At 70.5% G+C, this 21,091-nt stretch carries 16 protein-coding genes; 8 read left to right on the top strand and 8 right to left on the bottom strand.

Annotated elements, in window-relative coordinates; genetic code table 11:
- Positions 1–119 precede the first annotated feature (119 nt).
- Positions 120–1,739: a ribonuclease Y gene (gene rny, locus CACI_RS07900; protein WP_395994331.1), complete on the top strand. Its 1,620-nt coding sequence runs from the start codon at positions 120–122 to the stop codon at positions 1,737–1,739.
- Here rny and CACI_RS07905 read toward each other — a convergent pair.
- Both CACI_RS07905 and CACI_RS07910 read right to left on the bottom strand, forming a co-directional pair.
- Positions 1,696–2,787: a DUF2330 domain-containing protein gene (locus tag CACI_RS07905; protein ID WP_012785799.1), complete on the bottom strand. Its 1,092-nt coding sequence runs from the start codon at positions 2,785–2,787 to the stop codon at positions 1,696–1,698. The genes rny and CACI_RS07905 overlap by 44 nt on opposite strands.
- 103 nt (positions 2,788–2,890) lie before the next feature.
- Positions 2,891–4,336, bottom strand: a complete 1,446-nt coding sequence (locus tag CACI_RS07910; RefSeq protein ID WP_143765173.1) for a DHA2 family efflux MFS transporter permease subunit — start codon at positions 4,334–4,336, stop codon at positions 2,891–2,893.
- Between the two features lie 116 nt (positions 4,337–4,452).
- Here CACI_RS07910 and CACI_RS07915 point away from each other — a divergent pair, with 116 nt between their 5' ends.
- Positions 4,453–5,406: a helix-turn-helix transcriptional regulator gene (locus CACI_RS07915; RefSeq protein WP_012785801.1), complete on the top strand. Its 954-nt coding sequence runs from the start codon at positions 4,453–4,455 to the stop codon at positions 5,404–5,406.
- Here CACI_RS07915 and CACI_RS49655 read toward each other — a convergent pair.
- Together CACI_RS49655 and CACI_RS49660 are read right to left on the bottom strand one after the other, a co-directional pair.
- The gene (locus CACI_RS49655; RefSeq protein WP_049871504.1) at positions 5,293–5,841 is read right to left on the bottom strand and encodes a hypothetical protein; all 549 of its coding nucleotides are present in this window, start codon (positions 5,839–5,841) and stop codon (positions 5,293–5,295) included. The two genes, CACI_RS07915 and CACI_RS49655, sit on opposite strands and share 114 nt — an antisense overlap.
- Before the next feature lie 172 nt (positions 5,842–6,013).
- Positions 6,014–6,217, bottom strand: a complete 204-nt coding sequence (locus tag CACI_RS49660; protein ID WP_143765174.1) for a hypothetical protein — start codon at positions 6,215–6,217, stop codon at positions 6,014–6,016.
- A 7-nt stretch (positions 6,218–6,224) separates the two neighbouring features.
- On the opposite strand from CACI_RS49660, the gene CACI_RS07925 reads away from it, so the two are divergent.
- The 5 genes from CACI_RS07925 (at position 6,225) to CACI_RS07945 (ending at position 9,574) form a co-directional block, all read left to right on the top strand.
- Entirely contained in the window at positions 6,225–7,034 is an 810-nt protein-coding gene (locus CACI_RS07925) for a TolB family protein (RefSeq protein WP_041540115.1), read from the top strand.
- Between the two features lie 75 nt (positions 7,035–7,109).
- The gene (locus CACI_RS07930) at positions 7,110–7,571 is read left to right on the top strand and encodes a MarR family winged helix-turn-helix transcriptional regulator (protein WP_012785804.1); all 462 of its coding nucleotides are present in this window, start codon (positions 7,110–7,112) and stop codon (positions 7,569–7,571) included.
- Positions 7,572–7,656: 85 nt separating this feature from the next.
- The gene (locus CACI_RS07935) at positions 7,657–8,238 is read left to right on the top strand and encodes a hydrolase (protein WP_012785805.1); all 582 of its coding nucleotides are present in this window, start codon (positions 7,657–7,659) and stop codon (positions 8,236–8,238) included.
- Between the two features lie 80 nt (positions 8,239–8,318).
- Positions 8,319–9,008, top strand: coding sequence for a class I SAM-dependent methyltransferase (locus tag CACI_RS07940; protein ID WP_012785806.1), 690 nt, complete (start codon positions 8,319–8,321; stop codon positions 9,006–9,008).
- 239 nt (positions 9,009–9,247) lie between these two features.
- A complete protein-coding gene (locus CACI_RS07945; RefSeq protein ID WP_012785807.1) occupies positions 9,248–9,574 on the top strand; it encodes a helix-turn-helix domain-containing protein in 327 nt (108 codons plus the stop codon).
- Positions 9,575–9,600: 26 nt separating this feature from the next.
- Here CACI_RS07945 and CACI_RS07950 read toward each other — a convergent pair whose 3' ends face one another.
- The 4 genes from CACI_RS07950 to CACI_RS07965 are packed head-to-tail and all read right to left on the bottom strand — an operon-like array spanning position 9,601 to position 19,341.
- Positions 9,601–11,514 carry a DUF2264 domain-containing protein gene (locus CACI_RS07950; RefSeq protein ID WP_012785808.1) on the bottom strand — a complete coding sequence of 638 codons (1,914 nt, stop codon included), beginning with the start codon at positions 11,512–11,514 and terminating at the stop codon, positions 9,601–9,603.
- A 27-nt stretch (positions 11,515–11,541) separates the two neighbouring features.
- Positions 11,542–13,806: an ROK family protein gene (locus tag CACI_RS47615; RefSeq protein WP_012785809.1), complete on the bottom strand. Its 2,265-nt coding sequence runs from the start codon at positions 13,804–13,806 to the stop codon at positions 11,542–11,544.
- Entirely contained in the window at positions 13,799–16,987 is a 3,189-nt protein-coding gene (locus tag CACI_RS07960) for an alpha-mannosidase (RefSeq protein WP_012785810.1), read from the bottom strand. The genes CACI_RS47615 and CACI_RS07960 overlap by 8 nt, the downstream gene beginning before the upstream one ends.
- 53 nt (positions 16,988–17,040) lie before the next feature.
- Positions 17,041–19,341 (bottom strand): beta-galactosidase, encoded by a 2,301-nt coding sequence (locus CACI_RS07965; protein ID WP_041540116.1) that lies wholly within the window; start codon positions 19,339–19,341, stop codon positions 17,041–17,043.
- Positions 19,342–19,717: 376 nt separating this feature from the next.
- Here CACI_RS07965 and CACI_RS07970 point away from each other — a divergent pair, with 376 nt between their 5' ends.
- Positions 19,718–21,088 (top strand): ABC transporter substrate-binding protein, encoded by a 1,371-nt coding sequence (locus CACI_RS07970; protein WP_012785812.1) that lies wholly within the window; start codon positions 19,718–19,720, stop codon positions 21,086–21,088.
- Positions 21,089–21,091: the final 3 nt, after the last annotated feature.

The following is a 21,091-nucleotide window of genomic DNA, read 5'->3' on the forward strand; positions in this document are numbered from 1 at the left end:
TCGCACTCAGTGAGGGATCATCGAAGGATCACTCAAGCGCGCTGGGAGCGAACTAAATGGTCGGCCTATTGATCGCGATCGCAGCGGTGGTCGCGGCATGCGTCGGCCTGCTCGTGGGCATGAACGTCGGCGGTTCCCGCCGCATCAACAATCTCAAGAAGAGCGCCTACGAGGACTTCGACAAGCAGGTCGCCGAGCTGGCGCAGCGGGCTCAGGCGCGCGAGGGCGAGCACGCCTCCGCGGTCGTGGCCGCCCAGCGCGACCTGGCCGCCGTGCACCGGGAGGCCGCCGAGGTGCGCAAGCAGGCCGACGCCCAGGCCGTGCAGATCCGGGAGCAGGCGGCCTCCGCCGCGACCGTGGAGATGGACCGCGCGCGCCGGATCCGGGACGAGGCCGAGGCCGAGACGCGCGTGCTCAAGGACGACATCCGCGAGCTGCGGCTGGACCTGGAGCGGCGGGAGGCCCGGCAGGCCGAGCGCGAGGAGCGGCTGGACGCCGACCTGCGCCGGACCGCCGACAAGGAGCGCGAGCTGGCCGCGGCCGACGCCGAGCTGGAGCGCAAGCGGGCCGAGCTGGCGACGCTGGAGGACGAGCGGCGCGCGATCCTGGAGCGCGCCGCCGCGCTGTCCGCCGGCGAGGCCAAGACCGAGCTGGTGAAGTCGATCGAGAACCAGGCCAAGCGCGAGGCCGCGGTGCTGATCCGGCAGATCGAGCAGGAGGCGCGCGACGAGGGCGACAAGCGCGCCCGCAAGACCGTGGCCCTGGCCATCCAGCGGGTGGCCAGCGAGCAGACCGCCGAGTCCGTGGTCAGCGTGCTGCACCTGCCCAGCGATGACATGAAGGGCCGGATCATCGGGCGCGAGGGCCGGAACATCCGGGCCTACGAGTCGATCACCGGGGTCAACCTGATCATCGACGACTCGCCCGAGGCGGTCCTGCTGTCCTGCTTCGACCCGGTGCGCCGCGAGGTCGGCCGGCTCACGCTGGAGGAGCTGGTCCTGGACGGCCGGATCCACCCGCACCGCATCGAGGAGATCTACGAGCGCTCCAAGGCCAAGGTCGAGACGCTGTGCGTGCGCGCCGGCGAGGACGCGCTGATGGAGCTCGGCATCACCGACATGCACCCGGAGCTGATCGCCCTGCTCGGCAAGCTCCGCTACCGCACCTCCTACGGCCAGAACGTGCTCAAGCACCTGGTGGAGTCCGCGCACCTGGCCTCGATCATGGCCTCCGAGCTGCGGCTGGACCCGGTGCTGCTCAAGCGCTGCACGGTCCTGCACGACATCGGCAAGGCCCTGACCCACGAGGTCGAGGGCAGCCACGCGCTGATCGGCGCCGAGATCGCCCGCAAGTACGGCGAGCACGACGACGTCGTCCACGCCATCGAGGCGCACCACAACGAGGTCGAGGTCCGCACCGTCGAGGCGGTGCTGACGCAGGCCGCCGACGCGATCAGCGGCGGCCGCCCCGGCGCGCGCCGGGAATCGCTGGAGGCCTACGTCAAGCGTCTGGAGCGGCTGGAGCAGATCGCGGCCGAGCAGGAAGGCGTGGAGAAGGTCTTCGCCATGCAGGCCGGCCGCGAGATCCGGGTGATGGTCGTCCCCGACGCGGTCGACGACATCCAGGCGCAGGTCATCGCGCGGGACATCGCCAAGCAGGTCGAGGAGGAGCTGACCTACCCGGGACAGATCCGGATCACCGTGGTGCGGGAGTCGCGCGCGACCGAGTACGCACGCTGACCCACCGCCACCGCACGAGCAGCACCGCTCCGGCAGCCAGCACCAGCAGCACGATCAGGTACACCGGGATCCCCAGGACCGTCAGCAGCTCTTCCTTGTCATACGTGCTGTGCTGCACCCAGTCGGAGGACGCCGGCGCGAACGCGTAGTCCTGCGTGATCAGCGAAGGCTCGGAGAAGAAGCCGTCGTACACGGTCAGGAACATCCGCCCCGCCGCCAGGCTCGCCAGCGCCGGCCCGACCTTCGACGGGTCGATCCAGTCCCCGAACGCCGAGGGCGTCGACTCGGCGGCGATCGGCGAGCTGGCGGCGTCCATCCGATGCGGCGCCAGCACCGAGACCTGCACGTTCTGCGGCGTCGTCGCCCCGGCCGACAGCCGCATCGGGTAGACGGCGCTCTTCGCCGGGAACGACAGGCTGATCGGGTCCAGGACGCCGTTCAGGTCCGCCGCGCTCCCGGAGGCCAGCCGTACGGCCACGAACTTCCAGCCCTGACTCGTGTACGCCGCCAGCCGGCTCGCGGTGCTGTCCTTCAGCGTGAAGCTGTGCTGGTTCAGCCAGTCGCCGAGCGCCTTGGGGTCCGACGACGCCAGGTTCGCGACCTCGAACTCGCCGATCCGCTGGTCGCTGAGCACCTGCACAGCCGACGGCGGCGCCGCAGCCGGCGCGCCCTCGTACACCCCCCGGTTGCCCGACGATCCCCCGATGTGCGGCCAGAAATAGTGGTGCACGGCGGCGACCGGCTCCTCGGCGTCTGTCAGATCGCTGAACAAGGCCTGGTCGCCCAGCTTCGCCGTCGCCTGAGCCGGTACCGGCATCACCCACGCGGCGTCCGTGACGTTGCTCTGCGTAAAGAACCGCATGACGACGTTCTCCGTCGTCCCGTCGAACCGCACCACCGCCTGCTCGCGCGCGACGCTCATCGTGCCGCCGGAGCCCGGGATCATCGCCCCGCACCCGCACGCCCAAGCCGGATCGGCCACCCCGACCGCCTGCAGCCCGCCCGCCGCCAGCGCGAGCGTCAACGTCTTGGCCACCCATCTTCGCATTCTGCTCCCCCTACCCGTGAAGTCTCGAAGACGCATCATCCCCCGGCGAGGCTTTGACGCGCTCGCCGGGGGACGGGTTCCCTCGCTCTCACCTCAGGAGCGGCTACCGCTCGCGGCCCGGAGCCAGCAGCTGCACCGCCACCGCGGAGACCGCCAGCAGCACTGCGATCCCGATCAGCGTCACGTGCATCCCGTGGGCGAAGTCGCCGCCGGCCACCAGCGCCCCGGCCACGGCCACCGCCAGCGCGCCGCCGACCTGCCGGGAGGTGTTCACGATGCCGGCCGCGGTGCCCGCGCGCTCGGCCGGGACACTGCCCATCACCATGATGGTCAGCGCCGGGACCACGAACGCACCGGCGAAGGAGACCGGGATCAGCAGCAGCACCAGGACCCAGGCCGGCTGGTCCGGGCGGACCGCCAGCAGCAGGAGCATCGCGCCGGCGGTGCCGGTCAGGCCGACCGTCATCGACGCCCGGGCGCCGATCCGGGCCACCATGCGGGCCGCGACGGTCACGTTCACCACCGACACCACCGCGGTGATCGGGGCGAACAGCAGACCGGTCACGGTCGGGGACTTGTGCGCCACCTGCTGGAAGTACAGGCTCAGCAGGAAGATCACGCCGTAGAAGGCGGCGTTGACGGAGAACCCGGCGGCCGCGGTCAGGGACATCGCCCGGGACTTGAACAGCGCCAGCGGGACCATCGGCTGCGCCTGCCGGGACTCGGCGACGGCGAAGACCACCGAGGCCAGCAGGGCGGCGGCGAACGAGGCCAGCACCGGGGCGGTGCTGAAGCCCTTCGAGCCGCCCTCGATGAAGCCGTAGGTCAGACCGGCCAGCGCCACCACGGAGGACAGCAGTCCGAGCACGTCGAAGTGGGCACGCGCCGCGCTCGTGGCCTGGGCCAGCTTCGGCGTCCCGACCAGCAGGGCGAGCGCCGCGGCGCCGGCCGGCAGGTTCAGGAAGAAGATCCAGCGCCAGTCCACCGCGGCGGTGATCAGCCCGCCGGCGACCGGTCCGGCGGCAGCAGCCGCCGAGCCCGCGGCGGTCCACAGCGCGATCGCGCGGTTGCGCTCGGCCGGGTCCGGGAACGCCTGGCGGATCAGCGCCAGCGAGGCCGGGAGCATCAGCGAGGCGGCGGCGCCCTGGACCAGGCGCCCGGTGATCAGCAGCGCCAGCGAGGGCGCCAGTCCGCACGCGGCGGAGGAGAGCGTGAAGCCGATCAGCCCGAGGCCGTAGGCGGCCTTGGCGCCGACCCGGTCGCTCAGCGCGCCGGCGGAGAGCATCAGCGCGGCGAAGGCGAGCGTGTAGCCGTCTATCACCCACTGCGCGCCGGCCAGTCCGCCGGCCAGGCTGCGGTTGATCGCCGGCAGCGCCACGTTGACGACCATGGCGTCCAGGCCGACGAGGAAGAAGCCGAAGACGGAGGCGGCCAGGATGCGCTTGGCCGCGGCGGCGGACGGCGCGGGGGAGGTCGTGATGGAGGGCGCGGCCGGTGCGGTGGCGGTCGGGTTTGTGGCCCGCTGCCGGGTGGCGGTGAGAGCTGTCATGCCTGTAACCATCGCGGCGCGCGCCGTCGCCATACAGACCGCGTCGAACCGGGGAGCGCGGCGCCGGGGTGCAGCACACCCCCTCACAGCCGGCGCGAGGGCTCTACGCTGGCGGTATGACGAACGGCAGCGAGTTGGGGATCTTCTTGAAGGCGCGGCGTGCGGCGGTCCAGCCCGAGGACGTCGGCCTGCCCTCCGGCACGAGCGTCCGGCGCACCCCGGGCTTGCGGCGCGAGGAGGTCGCGATCCTGGCCGGCGTCAGCGTCGACTACTACACCCGCCTGGAGCGCGGGAAGGAGACCAACCCCAGCCCGGCGGTCGTCGACGCGCTGGCTCGCATCCTGCGCCTGACCCCGGATGAGCACCGGCATCTGCGCGACCTCGGCGAGATCGCCTCTCGGCCAGCGCGGCAGGTCGAGCAGCGCCAGACCCGGACCCGCACCGTCCGTCAGGGCCCGTTGATCCTGATGGAGCAGCTGCGCCCGAACCCGGTCTACATCGTCAGCCGGACCAACGACGTGCTGGCCGCGAACCCCGCCGGGCTGGCGCTGTTCCCCGGGCTGTCGGACTATCCGGCCAAGCAGCGCAACATCACCCGCTACCTGTTCTTGAATCCGGTCGCCAAGCAGCTGTATCCGGAGTGGGACAAGCTGGTCCCGAACTCGGTGGCCTACCTGCGGGCCCGGGCCGGCTCGGACCCCGACGACCCGGACCTGGTGCGCCTCATCGGCGAACTCGTGGTCAAGAGCAAGGAGTTCGCCCGGCTCTGGGAGCGCTACGAAGTGAAGAACGTCAGCGGCGGCACCAAGCTCTTCGACCACCCCGACGTCGGTCCGCTGACCCTGGACTACGAGGCGATGGAGCTGGCCAACACCGGCGGGCAGCGCATGATCGCCTACTACACGATGCCCGGCTCGGCCGACCGCGACGCCGTTACGCTGCTGGACATGATCGGTTCAGGGCTGCTCGCGGCGGGCATCGACGGACTTCAGCAGTTCGTTCAGACCGCCGATGGAGAGCTTGTGGAACTGGGGGACGGGACCGGGGTAGCCGGCGAGCAGCAGGGCTGAGCGGATGGTCATCCGCACTATCCGCATCGCGGCGTAGAACAGGTACAGGGCCAGGGGCACCTCGGCGAACACCGCCGACAGTATCGACGCGGTCTCGTCGGAGGTGCCCCAGTCCAGCGAGATGTCGAACCACGCGTCGCACAACAGCAATGTGGCGGTGAAGACGCAGGCGATCACCGTGTATTGGCGCCGGCGCCAGGCGCCCCAGGTCGTCGTGAACAGCCCGAGCAGCAGCAGGGTGTCGAAGCCGACCCAGGCGGCGTTCCAGGCGTTCTCCGGATGCTGGTCCGGCAGGACCAGGGCGAGATAGACGATCCACGGGACCAGCACGACGAACCCGCCGGTGACCACGGTCAGGAACAGCTGGCGCATGTGCCGCAGCTGAGCGTCTTTCAGCGACGGCAACCCGGCTTTCTGGAGATCGTTCTGGTCCACCCGTCGATGGTCGCACGCGGCGAGGCAACCTGCCTCAGATCCGAACGTCTTCTTAGCAGACATTGGAACGGGGCAGGGGAGGCACCGAAATGGCTGGCCGCGGACGCAAGATGTGGACCCGGACCGCGCTGTGCGCGGCAGCGTTGGCGACACCGCTGGCGGTGAGCGGATGTCAGAGCACGACGAACGCCGCGGGGGCGGGCGGGTCCGGCGGCGCGGCCGCGGCGCAGGCGGGGGCTTCGAGCGGCGCGAGCAGCTCGAGCAGCGCGGCGGCGCCGTCGTCGGCATCCACGTCGTCGGCGCCGTCCACGTCGGCACCGTCGGCGCTGAACGCCACCGGCGGCACCGGTCTGACGGTCTCAGAGGGCGGTAGCAAGCTTCTGATGAACGGCACCTCCGTCGACTTCGGCACGCAGGTGCACGACCCGGCCTGGTCCCCGGACGGCACCCGGCTGGCCTTCATCGACGGCGGCGGCAACCTGGTGGTGGCGAACGCCGACGGCTCCGGCCGGACCGAGGCGGCGCACAACCCCGGCGGGCAGACCTGGTCGCACCCGACGTGGCAGACCACGCAGGCCGACTCGGCGGACAACCTGCCGCCGCGGAACAACATCTTCTTCGCCTCGACCGCCGGCGGCGCCACGCTGTGGGAGGTCTCGACCGACGCCCACGACGCGCAACCCAAGCAGCTCTCACTCGGCGGCTACCCCGGACAGGGAAACACTCCGCCGAGCAAGACCGCCAACGACTGGCCTTCCGGCGGCGGCCGCTACGGCGGCGCGGTGTACGAGCACGAGAACGGTTCGTCCTCCGACGTCTACATCCGCGACGACTACCTGCGCCAGCAGGGCGGTCTGGCGATCAAGAACGCGTCCGAGCCGGACTACGTCCTCGTCGGCAGCTCCGCGACCCACGAGGGGACGCCGGAGGTCGTGTTCGTCCGCCAGGTCGGCGCGCACAAGCACGTGTTCGTCGAGAGCATCCAGACCAGCACCGGCGGCAGCGCCGCCGCGGCGCGCGACCTGACCCCGCACGCCACCACCGACTGCACCGAGCCGGCGATCTCCCCGGACGGCAAGACCGTCGCGTTCTCCACGTCCTCCGGCGTCGTGTCGGTCGCCGCGGACGGCACGGGGAACCCGGCGTTCGTGACGCACGCGCCGGGATTCGTGGCCTTCCGGCCGGCTTCCTAGAGCCGAGAACGATGGTGTCGGGACTGCTGCGCAGCCAAGGTTGCGCAATCCAGGTTGCCTATCTATCGTGAGGGCGTGACCGAGCCCCCCACCGGTACCGACGACCTCCCCGAGGCGGCGTCGCGTGCGGCCATGGAGATCTTCGTCGTCTTCGGCCGCCTGCGGCGCCGCCTCACCGCGCTGCCCGGCGACTCCGGAATGACGCCCACGCAGGCCTCGGTCCTGACCCGGCTGAGCAAGGTCGACTCCGCGACGGTCGGCGAGCTGGCCGGCGCCGAGCAGGTCACACACCAGGCGACGGTCAAGACCGTGGCCGCGCTCGAGCAGGCCGGGCTGGTCCGCCGGGACCCCGACCCCGGCGACGGCCGCCGCCAGCTCATCAGCCTCACCGAGGACGGACGCACCCGCGCCCACGGCGAGCGGCACGCCCGGCAGGAGTGGATGGCCCGGGCGCTCGCCGAGCTCGGCACGCCGGAGGAGATCCGCGCGGTGCTGGTCGCGGCCGAGTTGCTCGGCAAGGTCTCCGACGCGCCGTGAGCTCGCAGGTCCTGAGGCCCTGAGGCTCCCGAACCGCGAACGTCCCACGAAGAAACCCTCGCAGTCCCCCAGGAAAGGCACCCCCATGGCCATCACCACCATCGACCCGAAGACCGCGCTGGTCGTCATCGACCTGCAGAACGGCATCACCGCGATGCCCGGCGCGCCGGTCCCGACCCCCGACGTGATCAAGAACTCCGTCGAGCTGGCGCAGGCGTTCCGCGAGCGCGGCCTGCCGGTCGTGCTGGTCAACGTCACCTTCGCCGAGGACGGCGCGGACGCCCTGCCCGGCCGCACCGACCAGCAGCGTCCGGCCGGGCAGATGCCCGCGGGCTGGGACGCGGTCATCGCCGACCTCGAGGGCCACGCGAGCGACATCCGCGTCACCAAGCGCAACTGGTCCGCCTTCTACGGCACCAACCTCGACCTGCACCTGCGGCGCCGCGGCGTCACGCAGATCGTGCTGACCGGGATCGCGACCAGCATCGGCGTGGAGTCCACGGCGCGCTTCGCGCACGAGCACGGCTACCACGTCACGATCGCCACCGACGCGGTCACCGACTCCAACGCCGAGGCGCACCTGAACAGTGTGGAGCGCATCTTCCCGCGCCTGGCCGAGAACGGGACCACCGCGGAGATCCTCGCCGCGCTGCCGGCCGCCGGCTGAGCCGAGGCTGCGCAGAACCCCCGCCACCTCGCAGAATGGGAGGTGACGGGGACTGCGGAGCGACCCCTCAGGAGGCGGCGATGAGCGGCAGGATCAAACATCCGGTCTTCGCTCGGATCTACGCGAGGTACGCCGGACCTTCCCTGGAGAAGGCGGGCATCGGCGTGCACAGGGACCGCCTGCTGGCGGATCTGAGCGGCGACGTCATCGAGGTCGGAGCGGGCAACGGCCTGAACTTCCCGCGCTATCCCCACGCGGTGGACCGCGTCGTCGCCGTCGAGCCGGAGCCGGACCTGCGTGCCCTGGCCGAGCGGGCGGCGCGCTCCGCACCGGTGCCGGTGCAGGTCGTCGAGGGACGCGCCGAGGCGCTGCCGTTCCCCGACGGATCCTTCGACGCGGCGGTGGCGTGCCTGATGCTGTGTTCGGTGGCGGACCAGGGCATCGCCCTCACCGAGATCGCCAGGGTTCTGCGACCCGGCGGCACGCTGCACTTCTTCGAGCACGTCCAAGCCGGCACCGCCGGCATGCGCCGCGTCCAGCGCGCCCTGGACGCGACGGTCTGGCCGCTGTTCGCCGGCGGCTGCCACACCGCCCGCGACACCGCCGCCGCGATCGCCGCCGCCGGTTTCACGGTCACCGAGCTGGACTGCTTCGAGTTCCCCGAGAGCCGGATCCCGCTGCCGATCCAGACGCACATCCTCGGGACCGCGACCAAGCCTTCAGCTGCACCATCACCCTCGTCTTCACCCACACGGTCATCCTCACCCTGACCCGACCGCGGCTGGCGTTTCCTGAGGCGCCGCCGACGTTTCCGGCCGCCTGGCTTTCGAGGCTGCGGGGTTGGTGCGCGATGTCGCATACGAGGTTGACCGTTATCCCGGTGGTGGACGACGCCTGCGGCTACAGCGTTTCTGGATATCGCGGGTATCGCAGGTGCTGACGGACCGGCGTGACAAATCTCTGATCGAACCCCTCACCACCGAACCGCCCTATACCCCAGGATGGGTGTGTGAGCGGGAACTACGATCGCCTGGCCGCGATGATCGTCAAGGCCCGGGAGGCCAGGGGCTGGAGTCAGTCCGACCTGGCCAATCTGGCGTACGTCACGGAAGTGGTGATCGCGCGCGTCGAGGCCGGCAATCCCCCCAACATGGTGGCGCTGAAGGCGGTCGAGCAGGCGCTGGGCTGGCTGCCCGGCATCTTCGACCTGATCCTCGGCCAGGACGCGGACGCCGACGGCGACGAGGACGCCCTGGCCGCCGCCGGGGACGACGAGGACGACGGTTCGGCGGAGCTGCGCGAACTCACCGTGGACAGCAGCATCGACTGGGCCTGACGCGGGACGCCGGACGCCGGACGCCGTCAGCCGAAAAGCTCTCCGAGCACGAACTCGTCGCGCCGGCCGTCGTCCCACGTCGCGACGAGGCAGTCGGCGGTCACCGCGATCGTGACCGGGACCGAGCCAACCGAATCACGCCCCAGCCGATGCGCTGAGACATATGTCGTCGGCAACCCCGCAACCGGTTCGGCGGTGAGGTAGGGCGTGGCGCTGTACTCGCCGAACGCGTTGCCACCTTGGAAGCGGGCAACGCCGGAACCGGTCCAGCCGTGCAGAGGCGTGAGTTCGACGCTCACATCGTCGCCGCGTATCGCAGTGCCCTCAGCAACCGGTTCCTGAGCGCCGGCAACAGCGAACGAACCCTCCCGCACCGTCCATCCCGGCGGCGCCGTGACCAGATGCGCACGCAGCTCAATGCCCTGATGAAGTATCGACAGCGCAACCACACGCGCCCCCGGCACATCGACGCCGCCCATCCGCGGCCGGTACCACGAGGCAGCCCACCTCTCGCCGGTGACCGTGCCGCGCAAGCCCTCACGCCGGCTCGCGCGCCCCCACTCGTCGATCAGCGCCAACTGCCCGTCAACGCCTGCGATCCAGGCGTCGCCGACGCCGGGCGCGGTATGCGTGGAGTAGCCGACCGACGCGTAGTGCGGATCGCCGCTGCCCGTAGCCGGATCGATGACGTGATCGCTGGCGTGGTTCGCGATCTGCACCACGCCGTCGCCGGAGCGGATCACCCACCCGACGGCATGAAGGGTTCTGACACAGTCGCCGCGGTCGGCGCGCTCCGACGGCTGCGGCTGTTCCGGTTCGGTCCACAGCGGATGGTCGGCGGGAGCGGCGAGCCCGAGAAACCCCATCCCTGCGAAATACGGGGAGCCGGGTCCGCTGTAGACCTGGCACATCGGCAGGAACTGCCTCGAGCTCCAGCCCAACGAGGGCGGCCCGTCGACCGCGGCGCCCAACTCCACAGTGAACCGCCGCAGCACGCCGCTAGCCAGACGCCGCGTCGCCCCCGCCGACTCGCTCCCGACTCCAGCGAGCGCGGCGGTCCACAACCCGCCCAACACGGCGTGCCGATACGTCAGTGACCGTCCCTGATGCAGCGGCGACCCGTCGGCGGCGAACAGCAGCGCGTAGGAGTCGGCGAACTCGCCCAACCGCCGCAAGTACTGCTCGCGCCGCTCAACGGCTTGCTCAGAGAGCTGATACCACTGCCACAGGAAGGGGTGGATCACCCATGAGTTGTAGTGGTCGACTCGATTCCCGTGTCCGGTCGTCGGGCCGATCGGACCGTCGTTGTACCAACCGTCGCCGAGATACCAGGACTCGAATACGTCCACGTCCTCCTGCGCGTGACCGCCGGGAACGTCGTATCCCGCCGAGGTCAGGAACGCCTCGATCACCGCCGTGAACAACAGCCAGTTGTTGTCCGAGCCGTGTTTCACGGCGTGGTGCGTCAGCCAGTCGGCGGTCTGATCGCGCAGTTTCTCGTCCAGCCGGTCCCACAGCTGCGCACGGCAGACGGCGAGCCCGAAGGCGAGATTCGCGGCTTCCACGATGGGCTGCGGCGTGCCGTTCCACTGCTTGATCTCGTCTACCCCGATGGCCCGCCCCCACCGGTCCGGGCCATCGGGAGCCATCGCGGCGGCCAGACCGCGGGCGTACCAGCCCGCGTGGTCGTGCGGGTCCTCGGCGCGGCCCGCCAGCAGGGGAGCCGCTGTCAGGAAGCTGCGAGCGAAGCCCTCGATGCCGTCGCTGCGGATTCCGGCCGCCGAGGGCCGTCCGGGCGGCGTGATCAGCCCGCCGTCCGGTGAGGCGTGGCGGCGGGCGGTCAGCAGCCAGTGGTCGGCCACCGCCTCCCAGTGCGCGCGCGTCCAGCCGGTACAGGGGGATAAGCCGCGGTCCTCAGGCGGGAGTCGCAGGTCGTTCATGCAGTGGTCCTCTTGCTGTGTGCCGGTTCAGGGCGAGCGCCGCAGCCTCGGCGTGAACGTGGAGTGGAAGATCGTCGACGCCGCGCCGACCGCGACCGCCTCGCTGCTGTTCACCGAGCGCTCGACGCGGATGCGGCGCAAGCGGCGCGCGGTCGGGTAGGCGTTGACCGCGTGCTCGATCTCGGTGAGCCAGACGTCGGCGACCTCGCCGGTGAAGAACGGTCCGCCGACCACGACCAGCCCGACGTCCAGCAGGTCGATCACCGACAGCACGCCCCGGCTGACCGCCTTCGCCGCCTGCTGCACGGTCAGCTTCGAGCGCTGCCGCCCGATCGCGCGCGAGGGATGCTCCGCCGGCGCGTAGCTCCCCGGGTTGCACTCCGGGAGGATCTCCGGCCGTCCGGACTCGTCGAAGCGGCCCAGCGTGACCGCGCAGAGCTGGCCGAACTCGCCGGCGTTCGCGGTCAGTCCGCGATACAGGTCGCCGTTGAGGAACAGCCCGGTCCCGACGCCGGTGCCCAGATACAGATACACGAAGTCGCACGCGCGGCTGTCCCGGCCGATCCAGCGCTCGCCGACCGCCGCCGCCGAGCAGTCCTTCTCGATCACGATGCGGCAGGAGAACCGGCGCTCCAGCAAGGTGCGCAGCGGGACGTCGCGCAGCACCGACATCAGCGGCGGATCGAGCACCGTCCCGGAGACGGTGTCCACCGGACCGGGGGTCGCCACGCCGATGCCGAGGAACCCCTCCTCCCACCGGCCGTGCCCGGCTTGTTCGAGCACTGTCTCGCCCAGGTCGGCGATCTGGGTCACGACCGCGCCCGGCCGGGGGTCGGAGGTGATCGGTTCGGACCGCCTGGCGACGACCCGCCCCGAGAGGTCGACCAGCACCGCGGTCAGCACATGCGGGTCGATGTGGATGCCCAATGCGTGCGCCGCGCCGTCCCGCAGCCGGACCGGGCTGCTCGGCTTGCCGACGGCGGAATGGCGCTGCCGCTCCTCCACGAGCAGTCCGCGCTGGATCAGCGAGCGCGCGATGCGGGACACCGACTGTTGCGTGAGCCGGGTGCGCTCGGCGATCTCGCCGCGGGTGATCCGGCCGGCGAGCCGCACCGTCTCGATCACCACGCACTCGTTGAACGAGCCGAGGTCGATCTGGTTCGCTCCGCCGCCGGTCCCCGGACCGGAATGGCCCGGTGAGGGCAGCGGGAGCGTCGGAGGCGCGGCGGACGGTGCCGGGAGCGGTTCGCGGATCCAGCGGACCCGCGCCGTTTCCGGGCCGTCGACGTAGCGCGACAGGACCGAGGCGACGTCGAGCAGCACGCGGGTGGAGGACTCCGGATGCCGGGCGGCGTCCAGGGCCAGCACGGCGCGGGTGAACGAGAGCCCGGTGGTCCGCTCCGGCGGCTGGTGGACGGTGATCCCCAGATGCGAGCAGCGCTCGGCGATCTGGGTCTGTAACGGCCGCGTGCTGGACGGTTCGGCGCGCAGGATCACGGCGTGCAGTTCCGGCAGCGGGTGGGTGCGGCGGACGGCGTCCAGGAAGGGACCGACGAAATCGGTGTCGTGGTGGGTGCCGGAGTTGAGCCCGGAGGTGAGTCCGGAACTGAGCCCAGAGGTAGAGACAGAGCCGGATCCGAAGCCAGGGCCTGGGCCGGCGATCGGCGCGGGCGCCGCGGCTTCGGCCTGCGCGGCAGCCGTCGCCTCGGTCAGTGCGTTCCCGACAGCTGCCAGCGCGTAGGGATCGACGGCTGGTTCGGCCGAGGGCGGCGGGACTGTCGCGACCGAGCGTCCGGCGAGCACCAGAACCGTGCAGCCGGCGTCCAAATGCAGCCCGACCGGCCACAGATCGCTCGGCTCCAGCGCGGGGATCACCGGGATCTGCGGCACGGTCAGCCGGCTGCCGGTCAGGTTCCAGCGGTGCCGGGTCTCGGCGACGACGGTGTGCGAGCAGCCGAGGCGGCGCGCGACCATCCGCGAGGTGCGGGCGTCCGGGGTGGAGGTGAGGATGCTGGCGACGATCTCGCCCTCGTCCACCGCCGACGGGCGTCCGGTGCGGGCCCGGTCCAGCAGGCCGTCGAGTCCTTCGACGGCGTAGCGCTTGCGCCAGGTGCTGACCGTCTGCCGGGAGACGCCCAGGCGCCGGGCGATGTCGGCGTTGCGCAGTCCCTCGGCGGCCAGCAGCACGATCGACGCGCGCAACGCCTGCTGACCGTCGCCGTCGGCCCACCGGCGCAGCACCGAGTGCCCGTCGGCACCCGGCGCCGCGCCGGAGGAGGGCACCTCACCCATCCGAGGAACCGGGGGTCAGGCGCAGGGTGAGGATCTGGAAGGGACGCAGCGTCAGATCGACCGCGTCGGCGTCGATCGTCAGGGGAGTGTCGGGCCGCTCCAGCAGGTCGGTGATCGAGGCCTCGGCGACCGGGAAGCCGAAGCCCAGGCGCGTTTCCGCACGTCCGCTCCGGGATTCATAGAGGCGGACGACTATGTCGCCCGAGCGGTCGTCGGCGAGTTTCACGCACTCCACGACCACATCGGGGTTGTCGACCGTGACCAGGGACTGCCCGCTGCCGCCCGCCGCAGTTGCACGCAGCGGCAGGTTGAGCGCGTGCGCCTCGGCCAGTGCCGCGCGCGTGTCGGCGCCGGGCACGACGGCGTAGGCGAACCGGTGCCGCCCGAGATCGGCCTGGGGATCGGGGGAGTTCGGCGCGCGCAGCAGAGTCAGCCGTACGGTCGTGGTGCTTCCCCCTTCCGGGCGGGTCAGACGCGAAGCATCGTAGCCGTAGGTGGAGTCGGTGATCAGCGCCGTGCCCCAGCCGTGCTCGCCGACGTGGATCCAGCGGTGCGCCCAGACCTCGAAACGCGCCGCGTCCCACGAGGTGTTCTCGTGCGTCGGGCGGCTGACGTGGCCGAACTGGATCTCGGCGGCGGTGTGCTCGGCATGCACGTCCAACTGCCACGCGGACTTCAGCACCGCGTCCCGCTCCCGCCAGTCGATGTCGGTGACGACATCCAGCCGCCGCGAGCCGACCCCGAGCCGCACATCCTGCACGAGCCGCGAGTCGCCGAACGTCCGCTCGACCCGCACGGTCGCCACCAGCGGGCCCGCGTCCAGGAGGGTCACGGTAGCCGGAGCGCCGTGCTCGGCGGTGAGGTCGGTCCGAACGGTGCGATAGTGGCGCTCCAGATTCCACGCCGGCCACAGGTTCGGCTGGTCGCGATGCAGCTGGAGCAGGTTGCCCGCACCGCCCGGGGCGATCGCGTCGCGGCCGAGAGCGAGGTCCCGCACGGAGCGCAGCAGACCGTCGGCGTCGATATGCGCCTCGATGACGCCATTGGCGAGGACGAAGCCGCCGCCGGAGTCCGCGGTGACGGTGACCGGCGCCAGATCGGCGAGTTCGGGAAGCAACGAGCCGATACCGAGCGCCGGAACATCGGCGAGCGCCGCCACCCGGCCATCGGAGAGGACCTGGTGCGCCGCTTCGGCGGCGGGTGCGGTTGTGGTTGCAGTTGCGAGCAAGACCACCTCACGGCGATCATGCGCCGCCGCATTCAGAACACTGATACTCGATGCCGCATCGTCGCCATCCGAACCCGCGCCCCTGCCCGCGTCCTCGGCCAGCGCATCGGCAGCTTGCGCGATCACCGCTTCCAGCCGCTCGTGGATCCGTCCGTACACCGCCTCGGCCTCCCGGTGCACCCACGCGATCGAGGTGCCGGGCAGGATGTCGTGGAACTGGTGCAGCAGCACTTGCTGCCACAAGTCGTCCAGTTCCTCGTGCGGATACGTCGCTCCGGTGCGCACCGCCGCCGTCGCCGACCACAGCTCCGCCTCGCGCAGCAGTGCCTCCGAGCGACGGTTGCCGCGCTTGGTGCGGGCTTGGCTGGTGTACACGCCGCGGTGGTACTCCAGGTACAGCTCGCCGCGCCACACTGGCGGGTTCGGGTAGTCGGCGGCTGCCTCCTGAAAGAACTGCGAGGGGTTCTGCACCTCTACGCGTGGCGAGCCTTCCAGGTCGCGGAGGCGGCGGGCTTTCTCGAGCATCTCGCGGGTGGGACCGCCGCCGCCGTCGCCGTGGCCGAAGGGTGCCAGCGACATCGTGGCGTCGCCCTTGTCGCGGAAGTTGGATTGGGCGTGGGCCAGTTCGCGGCCGGTGAGTTCGGCGTTGTAGCTGTCGATCGGGGGGAAGTGGGTCAGGATCCTGGTTCCGTCGATGCCCTCCCAGGCGAAGGTGTGGTGCGGCAGTTCGTTGGTCTCGCTCCAGTGCAGCTTCTGGGACAGGAACCATTCGGCGCCGGCGAGCCGGGCCAGCTGCGGGTAGGCGGCGGTGTAGCCGAAGGAGTCCGGCAGCCAGACGCCGTCCTGCTCGATGCCGAACTCCTCGGCGAAGAAGCGGCGGCCGTACACCAACTGGCGCGCGAGTGCCTCGCCGCCGGGCATGTTGCCGTCGGCTTCCACCCACATGCCGCCGACGGGGACGAACGTGCCCTCGCCGACCGCCTTGCGGATGCGCTCGAACAGTTCCGGGCGCGATTGCTTGACCCAGGCGTACTGCTGCGCCGAGGAGCAGGCGAAGATCAGCTCCGGGTACTCCTCGGCGAGGGACAGGACGTTGCTGAAGGTGCGGACGCACTTGCGCATCGTCTCGCGCTGCGGCCACAGCCACGCCGAGTCGATGTGCGCGTGGCCGACGCCGCTGATCTTGTGCGCCGAGGTGTACGCCGGGCGGGTGAGTGCCTCGACGAGTTCGCCGCGGGCGGCGCTCGCCGTGCCGGAGACGTCGCGGGGGTCGGTGGCGTCGGCGGCGCGGGCCAGGGCCCGCATGATCTCGTGCCGGCGCGGGCTGTCCAGCGGCAGCTCGCGCATCAGCTGGTCCAGCACCTCCACGTCGTGGATCAGGTGCCAGACCTCATCGTCGCGCACCGCGAGGTCGGCGGAGACCAGCCGGTACAGCGGGTCCTCGCCGGCGGTGGCGCGGTCGCCGAAGTGGGTGTCGCGGCCGTGCGCGCTCTCGATGCCGGGGTTGGCGGCGGCCTCGACGAGAAACTCAACGCTCGCACCGGCTTCGGCGCTTGTGCTGACCAACACGTCGCGGTTCATCGGGTGCAGACCGTGCAGCGCGCGGCCGTCGGGGGTGTGGACCAGGCCCTCGGCCTGGCCGCCGGGACCCCGGCCCGGATCGAATCCGAGGTCGAACACCGCCTCCACGCGCCGTCCGGCCCAGGCGGCCGGAACGGTGCCGGAGAAACGGAACCAGGTGGTGGACCAGGGACCGCCCCACGCCTCGCCGATCGCGAAGGGCCGGTACTGCCCCTGCGGGACGGCGAGCGCCTCGGCCACCGGCACGGGTTCGCCGGGGACGTGCCAGGCGCTGACGGTCAGCGCTGTGCGCTCGGGATGGAGAGCGGGTTGGAGAACGTGGCTCAGATACCGCGTGATGCGGTCTTCCACCAGTTTGCGGTCGTCGTGCACGGTGGGGCGGTCCCTTCGAAACGGTGGTGCGGAAGTGCGTCAGGCGTGCGGCGTCAGCTGCTGGAGAGCGTCACGCTGCTGACATACAAGGGCTGAGTCGGATCGGTGACTGCCAGCCGCAGGTCCGCGGACAGGTTCTGCAGTTCGGCGAACTGCACGTTCGTCAGCGTCACCGTCGCGGTCTGCCAGCTGCCGGTACCGCTGCCCGCCACGGTCGGTCCGCCGAAGTACGGGGCGCCGGGGGAGTCGTACTGCACCTGGAAGCCTTGGCCGGCGACCGACCAGTAGGTGACGCTCGCCGTCACCGTCGAGGCCTTGGCGACCTGGCTGGAGGGGTCCAGCTGGAGGTACACGTTGGCCGGCGTGACGCCGCTCTGCGCGGAAGTCCAGGTTTCGTAAGCGGTTTGGCCGTCCTGGGTGACCTGGGTGAGGTTGCCGTCGCCGCCCAGACCCGTCGCGCCGACGGACAGGAAGATCAGACCGCCGCCGCTCTGTCCGGCGGTACCGGTGACCGAGGTCGCGCCGCCGCTGGTGGTCGGGCACGCCGCCGGGACCGGGGTGCCGGTCGGCGCCGCGCCGGGCAGCATCGACCACTGGTCGAGCTGCGCGGACTTCATCGCGACCGGTACGCACACGCTGCCGTCGGACAGCGCCTTCTGCGCCGGGACCTGTCCGGTCAGCGCGTCCACGACGTGGTAGGTGCCCTTGACCAGGTTCAGCCCGTTCGGGTGCAGCGTGACCGAGCCGGTGTAGCCGAAGGTCGGGCTCACCTCGCCCAGCGAGATCGCCGAGCTGCGGTGGTCCGCGGCGGTGGCCGGGACGACCTGGAGCGCCTGCTGGCTGGTCAGGTCGGCGTAGGCCGGTGCGTAGGAAGGAAGCTGGGATCCGTTGCTCAGCACCGTTCCGCCGGCTTTCTGGTACGCGGCGATGTTGGCGTCCGAGCCGTTCATCGGCAGCACGGCGCGATAGTGCGACAGGCTGTCGGCGTGGTTCGCGATCTCCTCGCTGGTGACCACCGAGAAGCCGGCCTGGTAGCCGGACCACAGCGCGCCGATGCTGTTCTCGACACTGCTCAGGCTGCCGCCGCTGTCGTTGCCGCGGGCCTGCGAGTAGTCGATGTAGACCGCGACCGGCTGCGTCGGGTAGGAGCCGGTGATCTTCTGCAGCGTCGGCAGCCAGGAGGTGTAGATCGGGTAGCCGATGACGTCCTTGGTCGTGCCGTCGTGGATGAAGAAGTCCTCACCGCCGCCGTGGGGCAGCATCATGGGATACATGGACAGCCAGTTCACGGCTTCGGCAGGGATCTGATCGTCCGTGCCGAAGACAGTCCACTCCTGGGCGACCGGGACTTGGTAGGCGCGTCCCAGGCTGCCGAACAGCAGGCTCAGACCGGCGGAGTTCGCGGCGTCCTCGACGACCGTGGCGTGATACTTCCTGGCCAGGTTGAAGAAGATGTCCGGTAGGTTGCCCAGCTGCGGGGCGTTGGCGACGTGCCCGCCGAAGTAGTAGAACAGCGGACCGTTGCTGACCTTGCGGACCGAAGCGGTGAGCCGGTCGTAGGTGTCCTGCACACTCCACTGCCGGAACGCCTGGTACACGCTGTCCAACGGGGCACCGGGGAGCGCGGCCGGTACCTCGCCGAACGAGGTGTACGTGGTGCTGTACTTGGCATTGAAGGCGCTGATGGTCTTGTACGTGGCCGGCAGCCAGTTGGTGTGGAAGTACGCGATGTCCGCCGGAGCCCAGCCGCCTTCGCCGGGGTTGTCCAGCCACTGCGCGTCGAGGTGGCCGTAGTCCATGAACGAACCGCCGTAGCCCGGGCTGTGCGTGATGTGCGCGACGGTGGCCGTGACGTAGGCGAAGTAGTCGTTCTGCTCGGTCTTGTCCCACCAGGCCAGCGCGACGCCGGTGGCGCCGGTGCTGGTCACCTCGTGGTCGGTCTCGAAGGTCGCCGGACTTCCGCCCCAGCCGGACTGCCAGAAGATCGGCACCAGCTTGACGCCCGCCGCGGCGGCGTTGGCCAGTTCCTGGTCCATCTCGGTGAAGTCGAAGGTGCCGCGCGCCGGCTCCAGCTTCGACCAGGGCATGTTGAGCTCTGCGCGGTTGATCCCCTTGGCCTTGACCGCCGCGAAGTCGGCCGTCGACCACGGCGTGCCGTTGTTGTCGAACTGGAACTGCGAAGCCCAGTAGTCCGAAGGTGCGTCGTGGCGCGCCGCGGCGCTCTGGTCGGTGCTCTGGCCGGCGTTCTGATCGGCGGCCGCGACCGTGGTGGATCGCGCGGAAATCGTGCTTGCTGGTGCGGGGCTGGCGGTCGCGTACTGGGCGAGCCCCACCGTCGCGGCGAGGCCGCACATGAGTGGAACCGCACCGCGTCGAACCGTGCGCAGCATCAGTTTCCCCCTTCCGGGGTCGGCAGATGGCGGGTGTTTGTTTTCCTCCAGGACACGCGCCGTCGGCGACGTGAGGGGTATGTAACTCCAAGAGTGTTAGTCCGACAAGCCTTCTCATCGAAGTGCCATCATGAACCGCTCTGATCTGCGGTTATGACACTTGAAGATCACAGCTTTAGCGGTTTTCCTTGTCAGAGAAGTCTTTTGACGCCGCCAAGCCTTGACCCCGCCGTCGAAACGATCCGATACTTCGGGCACCTCCAGGACTCCTTCGCACCGCTGTGAAAAGCGGTGGACGCCCGTCGGCTGTGACCTCCCAACTCTTCTCCGAGGAGCCGTCATGGCCAGATCAACATCTTTGCAATCAGTGCGGTGTCGCCGCGCTCTCGCCGCGCTCGCCGCCGTACCGCTCGCCGTGGGCCTGGCCGCCTGCGGCAGCAGCAGCGGGAGCGGTTCGGGGTCGTCGCAGACGCTGACGATCGCGATGTGGACGAACCCGGCCGCCGTCGCCCAGACCCAGAAGGTCGACGCCGAGTTCGAGAAGGCGCACCCCGGCGTCAAGGTCAAGCTCCAGACCGCGCCGACCGCCGCGAACGCGTGGCCGACGCTGTGGCAGAGCCTGGTCTCGGCCAAGAGCGTGGACGTGCTCGCGCAGTTCCCGCCGACCCCGCACGCCTACCCGCCGGCCTCGACCGGCATCGTCCCGCAGGGCACGCCCGCGCTGATCCAGTCCGGGCAGTTCGTCGACCTGACGAACCAGCCGTTCATGAAGCGCTTCGACCCGGCGGCGCAGAAGTACGCCATGGGCTACAACAACGGCACGTACGGCGTGATGACGGCCGAGTACGTCAACAACTCCGGCATGTTCTACAAGAAGGACCTGCTGACCAAGTACGGCCTGTCGGTCCCGACGACCTACAGCGAGTTCATCAAGGACCTGGACGTCCTGAAGTCCAAGGGCGTCACGCCGCTGTACGTGGCCGGCAAGGACGGCTACCAGAGCATCGCGTGGTTCGGCATCATGAACCAGCTGCTGATGCAGGGCAAGCAGAGCACTGACGCCCCGGCGGTGTGGGAGAAGCGCGCGCAGGACTTCTGGGACGGTACCCAGAGCTGGACCGACCCGGTCTACGCCGACACCGCGAACCGGTACGAGAAGGTCCTGTCCTACATGGAGCCGAACGCCGCGGGTGTGCCCGCGCAGTCGGCGCCGGGGGTCTGGGCCGCCAAGACCAACGACTTCCCGTTCTTCTTCGACGGCTCCTATGACGGCAACACCATCGCGCAGTCCAACCCGAGCCTGAACTTCGGCTTCATGGCGCTGCCCGGCGCCGACGACGCCGCGGCGAACCGCGCCGTCCTGGCGCCGGACCTGTCCTGGGTGGTCCCGACCTGGTCCAAGCACCAGCAGCTGGCGATGGAGTGGCTGGACATGTTCACCTCGCCGGACAACTACGCGGCGTGGCTGAAGGCCACTGGATCGATCTCCACCGAGCCGGCGGTGCCCACGCCCTCGCTGTCCTGGACCGACTGGCTGTCCACGCACGCCTCGCAGGGCTTCGTCAACGCCGAGCAGCCCTGGACCTCGACCAAGTTCCCCACGGCGGCCGGCGACCAGGACCGGACCAAGATGCAGCCGTTCGGCTCGCAGACCCCGGCCCAGGCACTCAAGGAATCGGCGGACGCGTACAAGTCGGCAGCGGGGCACTGACCT

The sequence above is a fragment of the Catenulispora acidiphila DSM 44928 genome (genome assembly GCF_000024025.1).
Lineage (GTDB): Bacteria > Actinomycetota > Actinomycetes > Streptomycetales > Catenulisporaceae > Catenulispora > Catenulispora acidiphila.

What these genes read in the sequence shown, in the direction of transcription:
- rny (WP_395994331.1), top strand. Translation starts at nt 120, where the DNA reads ATGAACGTCGGCGGTTCCCGCCGCATCAACAATCTCAAGAAGAGCGCC.
- CACI_RS07905 (WP_012785799.1), bottom strand. Translation starts at nt 2,787, where the DNA reads ATGCGAAGATGGGTGGCCAAGACGTTGACGCTCGCGCTGGCGGCGGGC.
- CACI_RS07910 (WP_143765173.1), bottom strand. Translation starts at nt 4,336, where the DNA reads ATGACAGCTCTCACCGCCACCCGGCAGCGGGCCACAAACCCGACCGCC.
- CACI_RS07915 (WP_012785801.1), top strand. Translation starts at nt 4,453, where the DNA reads ATGACGAACGGCAGCGAGTTGGGGATCTTCTTGAAGGCGCGGCGTGCG.
- CACI_RS07925 (WP_041540115.1), top strand. Translation starts at nt 6,225, where the DNA reads ATGAACGGCACCTCCGTCGACTTCGGCACGCAGGTGCACGACCCGGCC.
- CACI_RS07935 (WP_012785805.1), top strand. Translation starts at nt 7,657, where the DNA reads ATGGCCATCACCACCATCGACCCGAAGACCGCGCTGGTCGTCATCGAC.
- CACI_RS07940 (WP_012785806.1), top strand. Translation starts at nt 8,319, where the DNA reads ATGAGCGGCAGGATCAAACATCCGGTCTTCGCTCGGATCTACGCGAGG.
- CACI_RS07950 (WP_012785808.1), bottom strand. Translation starts at nt 11,514, where the DNA reads ATGAACGACCTGCGACTCCCGCCTGAGGACCGCGGCTTATCCCCCTGT.
- CACI_RS47615 (WP_012785809.1), bottom strand. Translation starts at nt 13,806, where the DNA reads ATGGGTGAGGTGCCCTCCTCCGGCGCGGCGCCGGGTGCCGACGGGCAC.
- CACI_RS07965 (WP_041540116.1), bottom strand. Translation starts at nt 19,341, where the DNA reads ATGTGCGGCCTCGCCGCGACGGTGGGGCTCGCCCAGTACGCGACCGCC.
- CACI_RS07970 (WP_012785812.1), top strand. Translation starts at nt 19,718, where the DNA reads ATGGCCAGATCAACATCTTTGCAATCAGTGCGGTGTCGCCGCGCTCTC.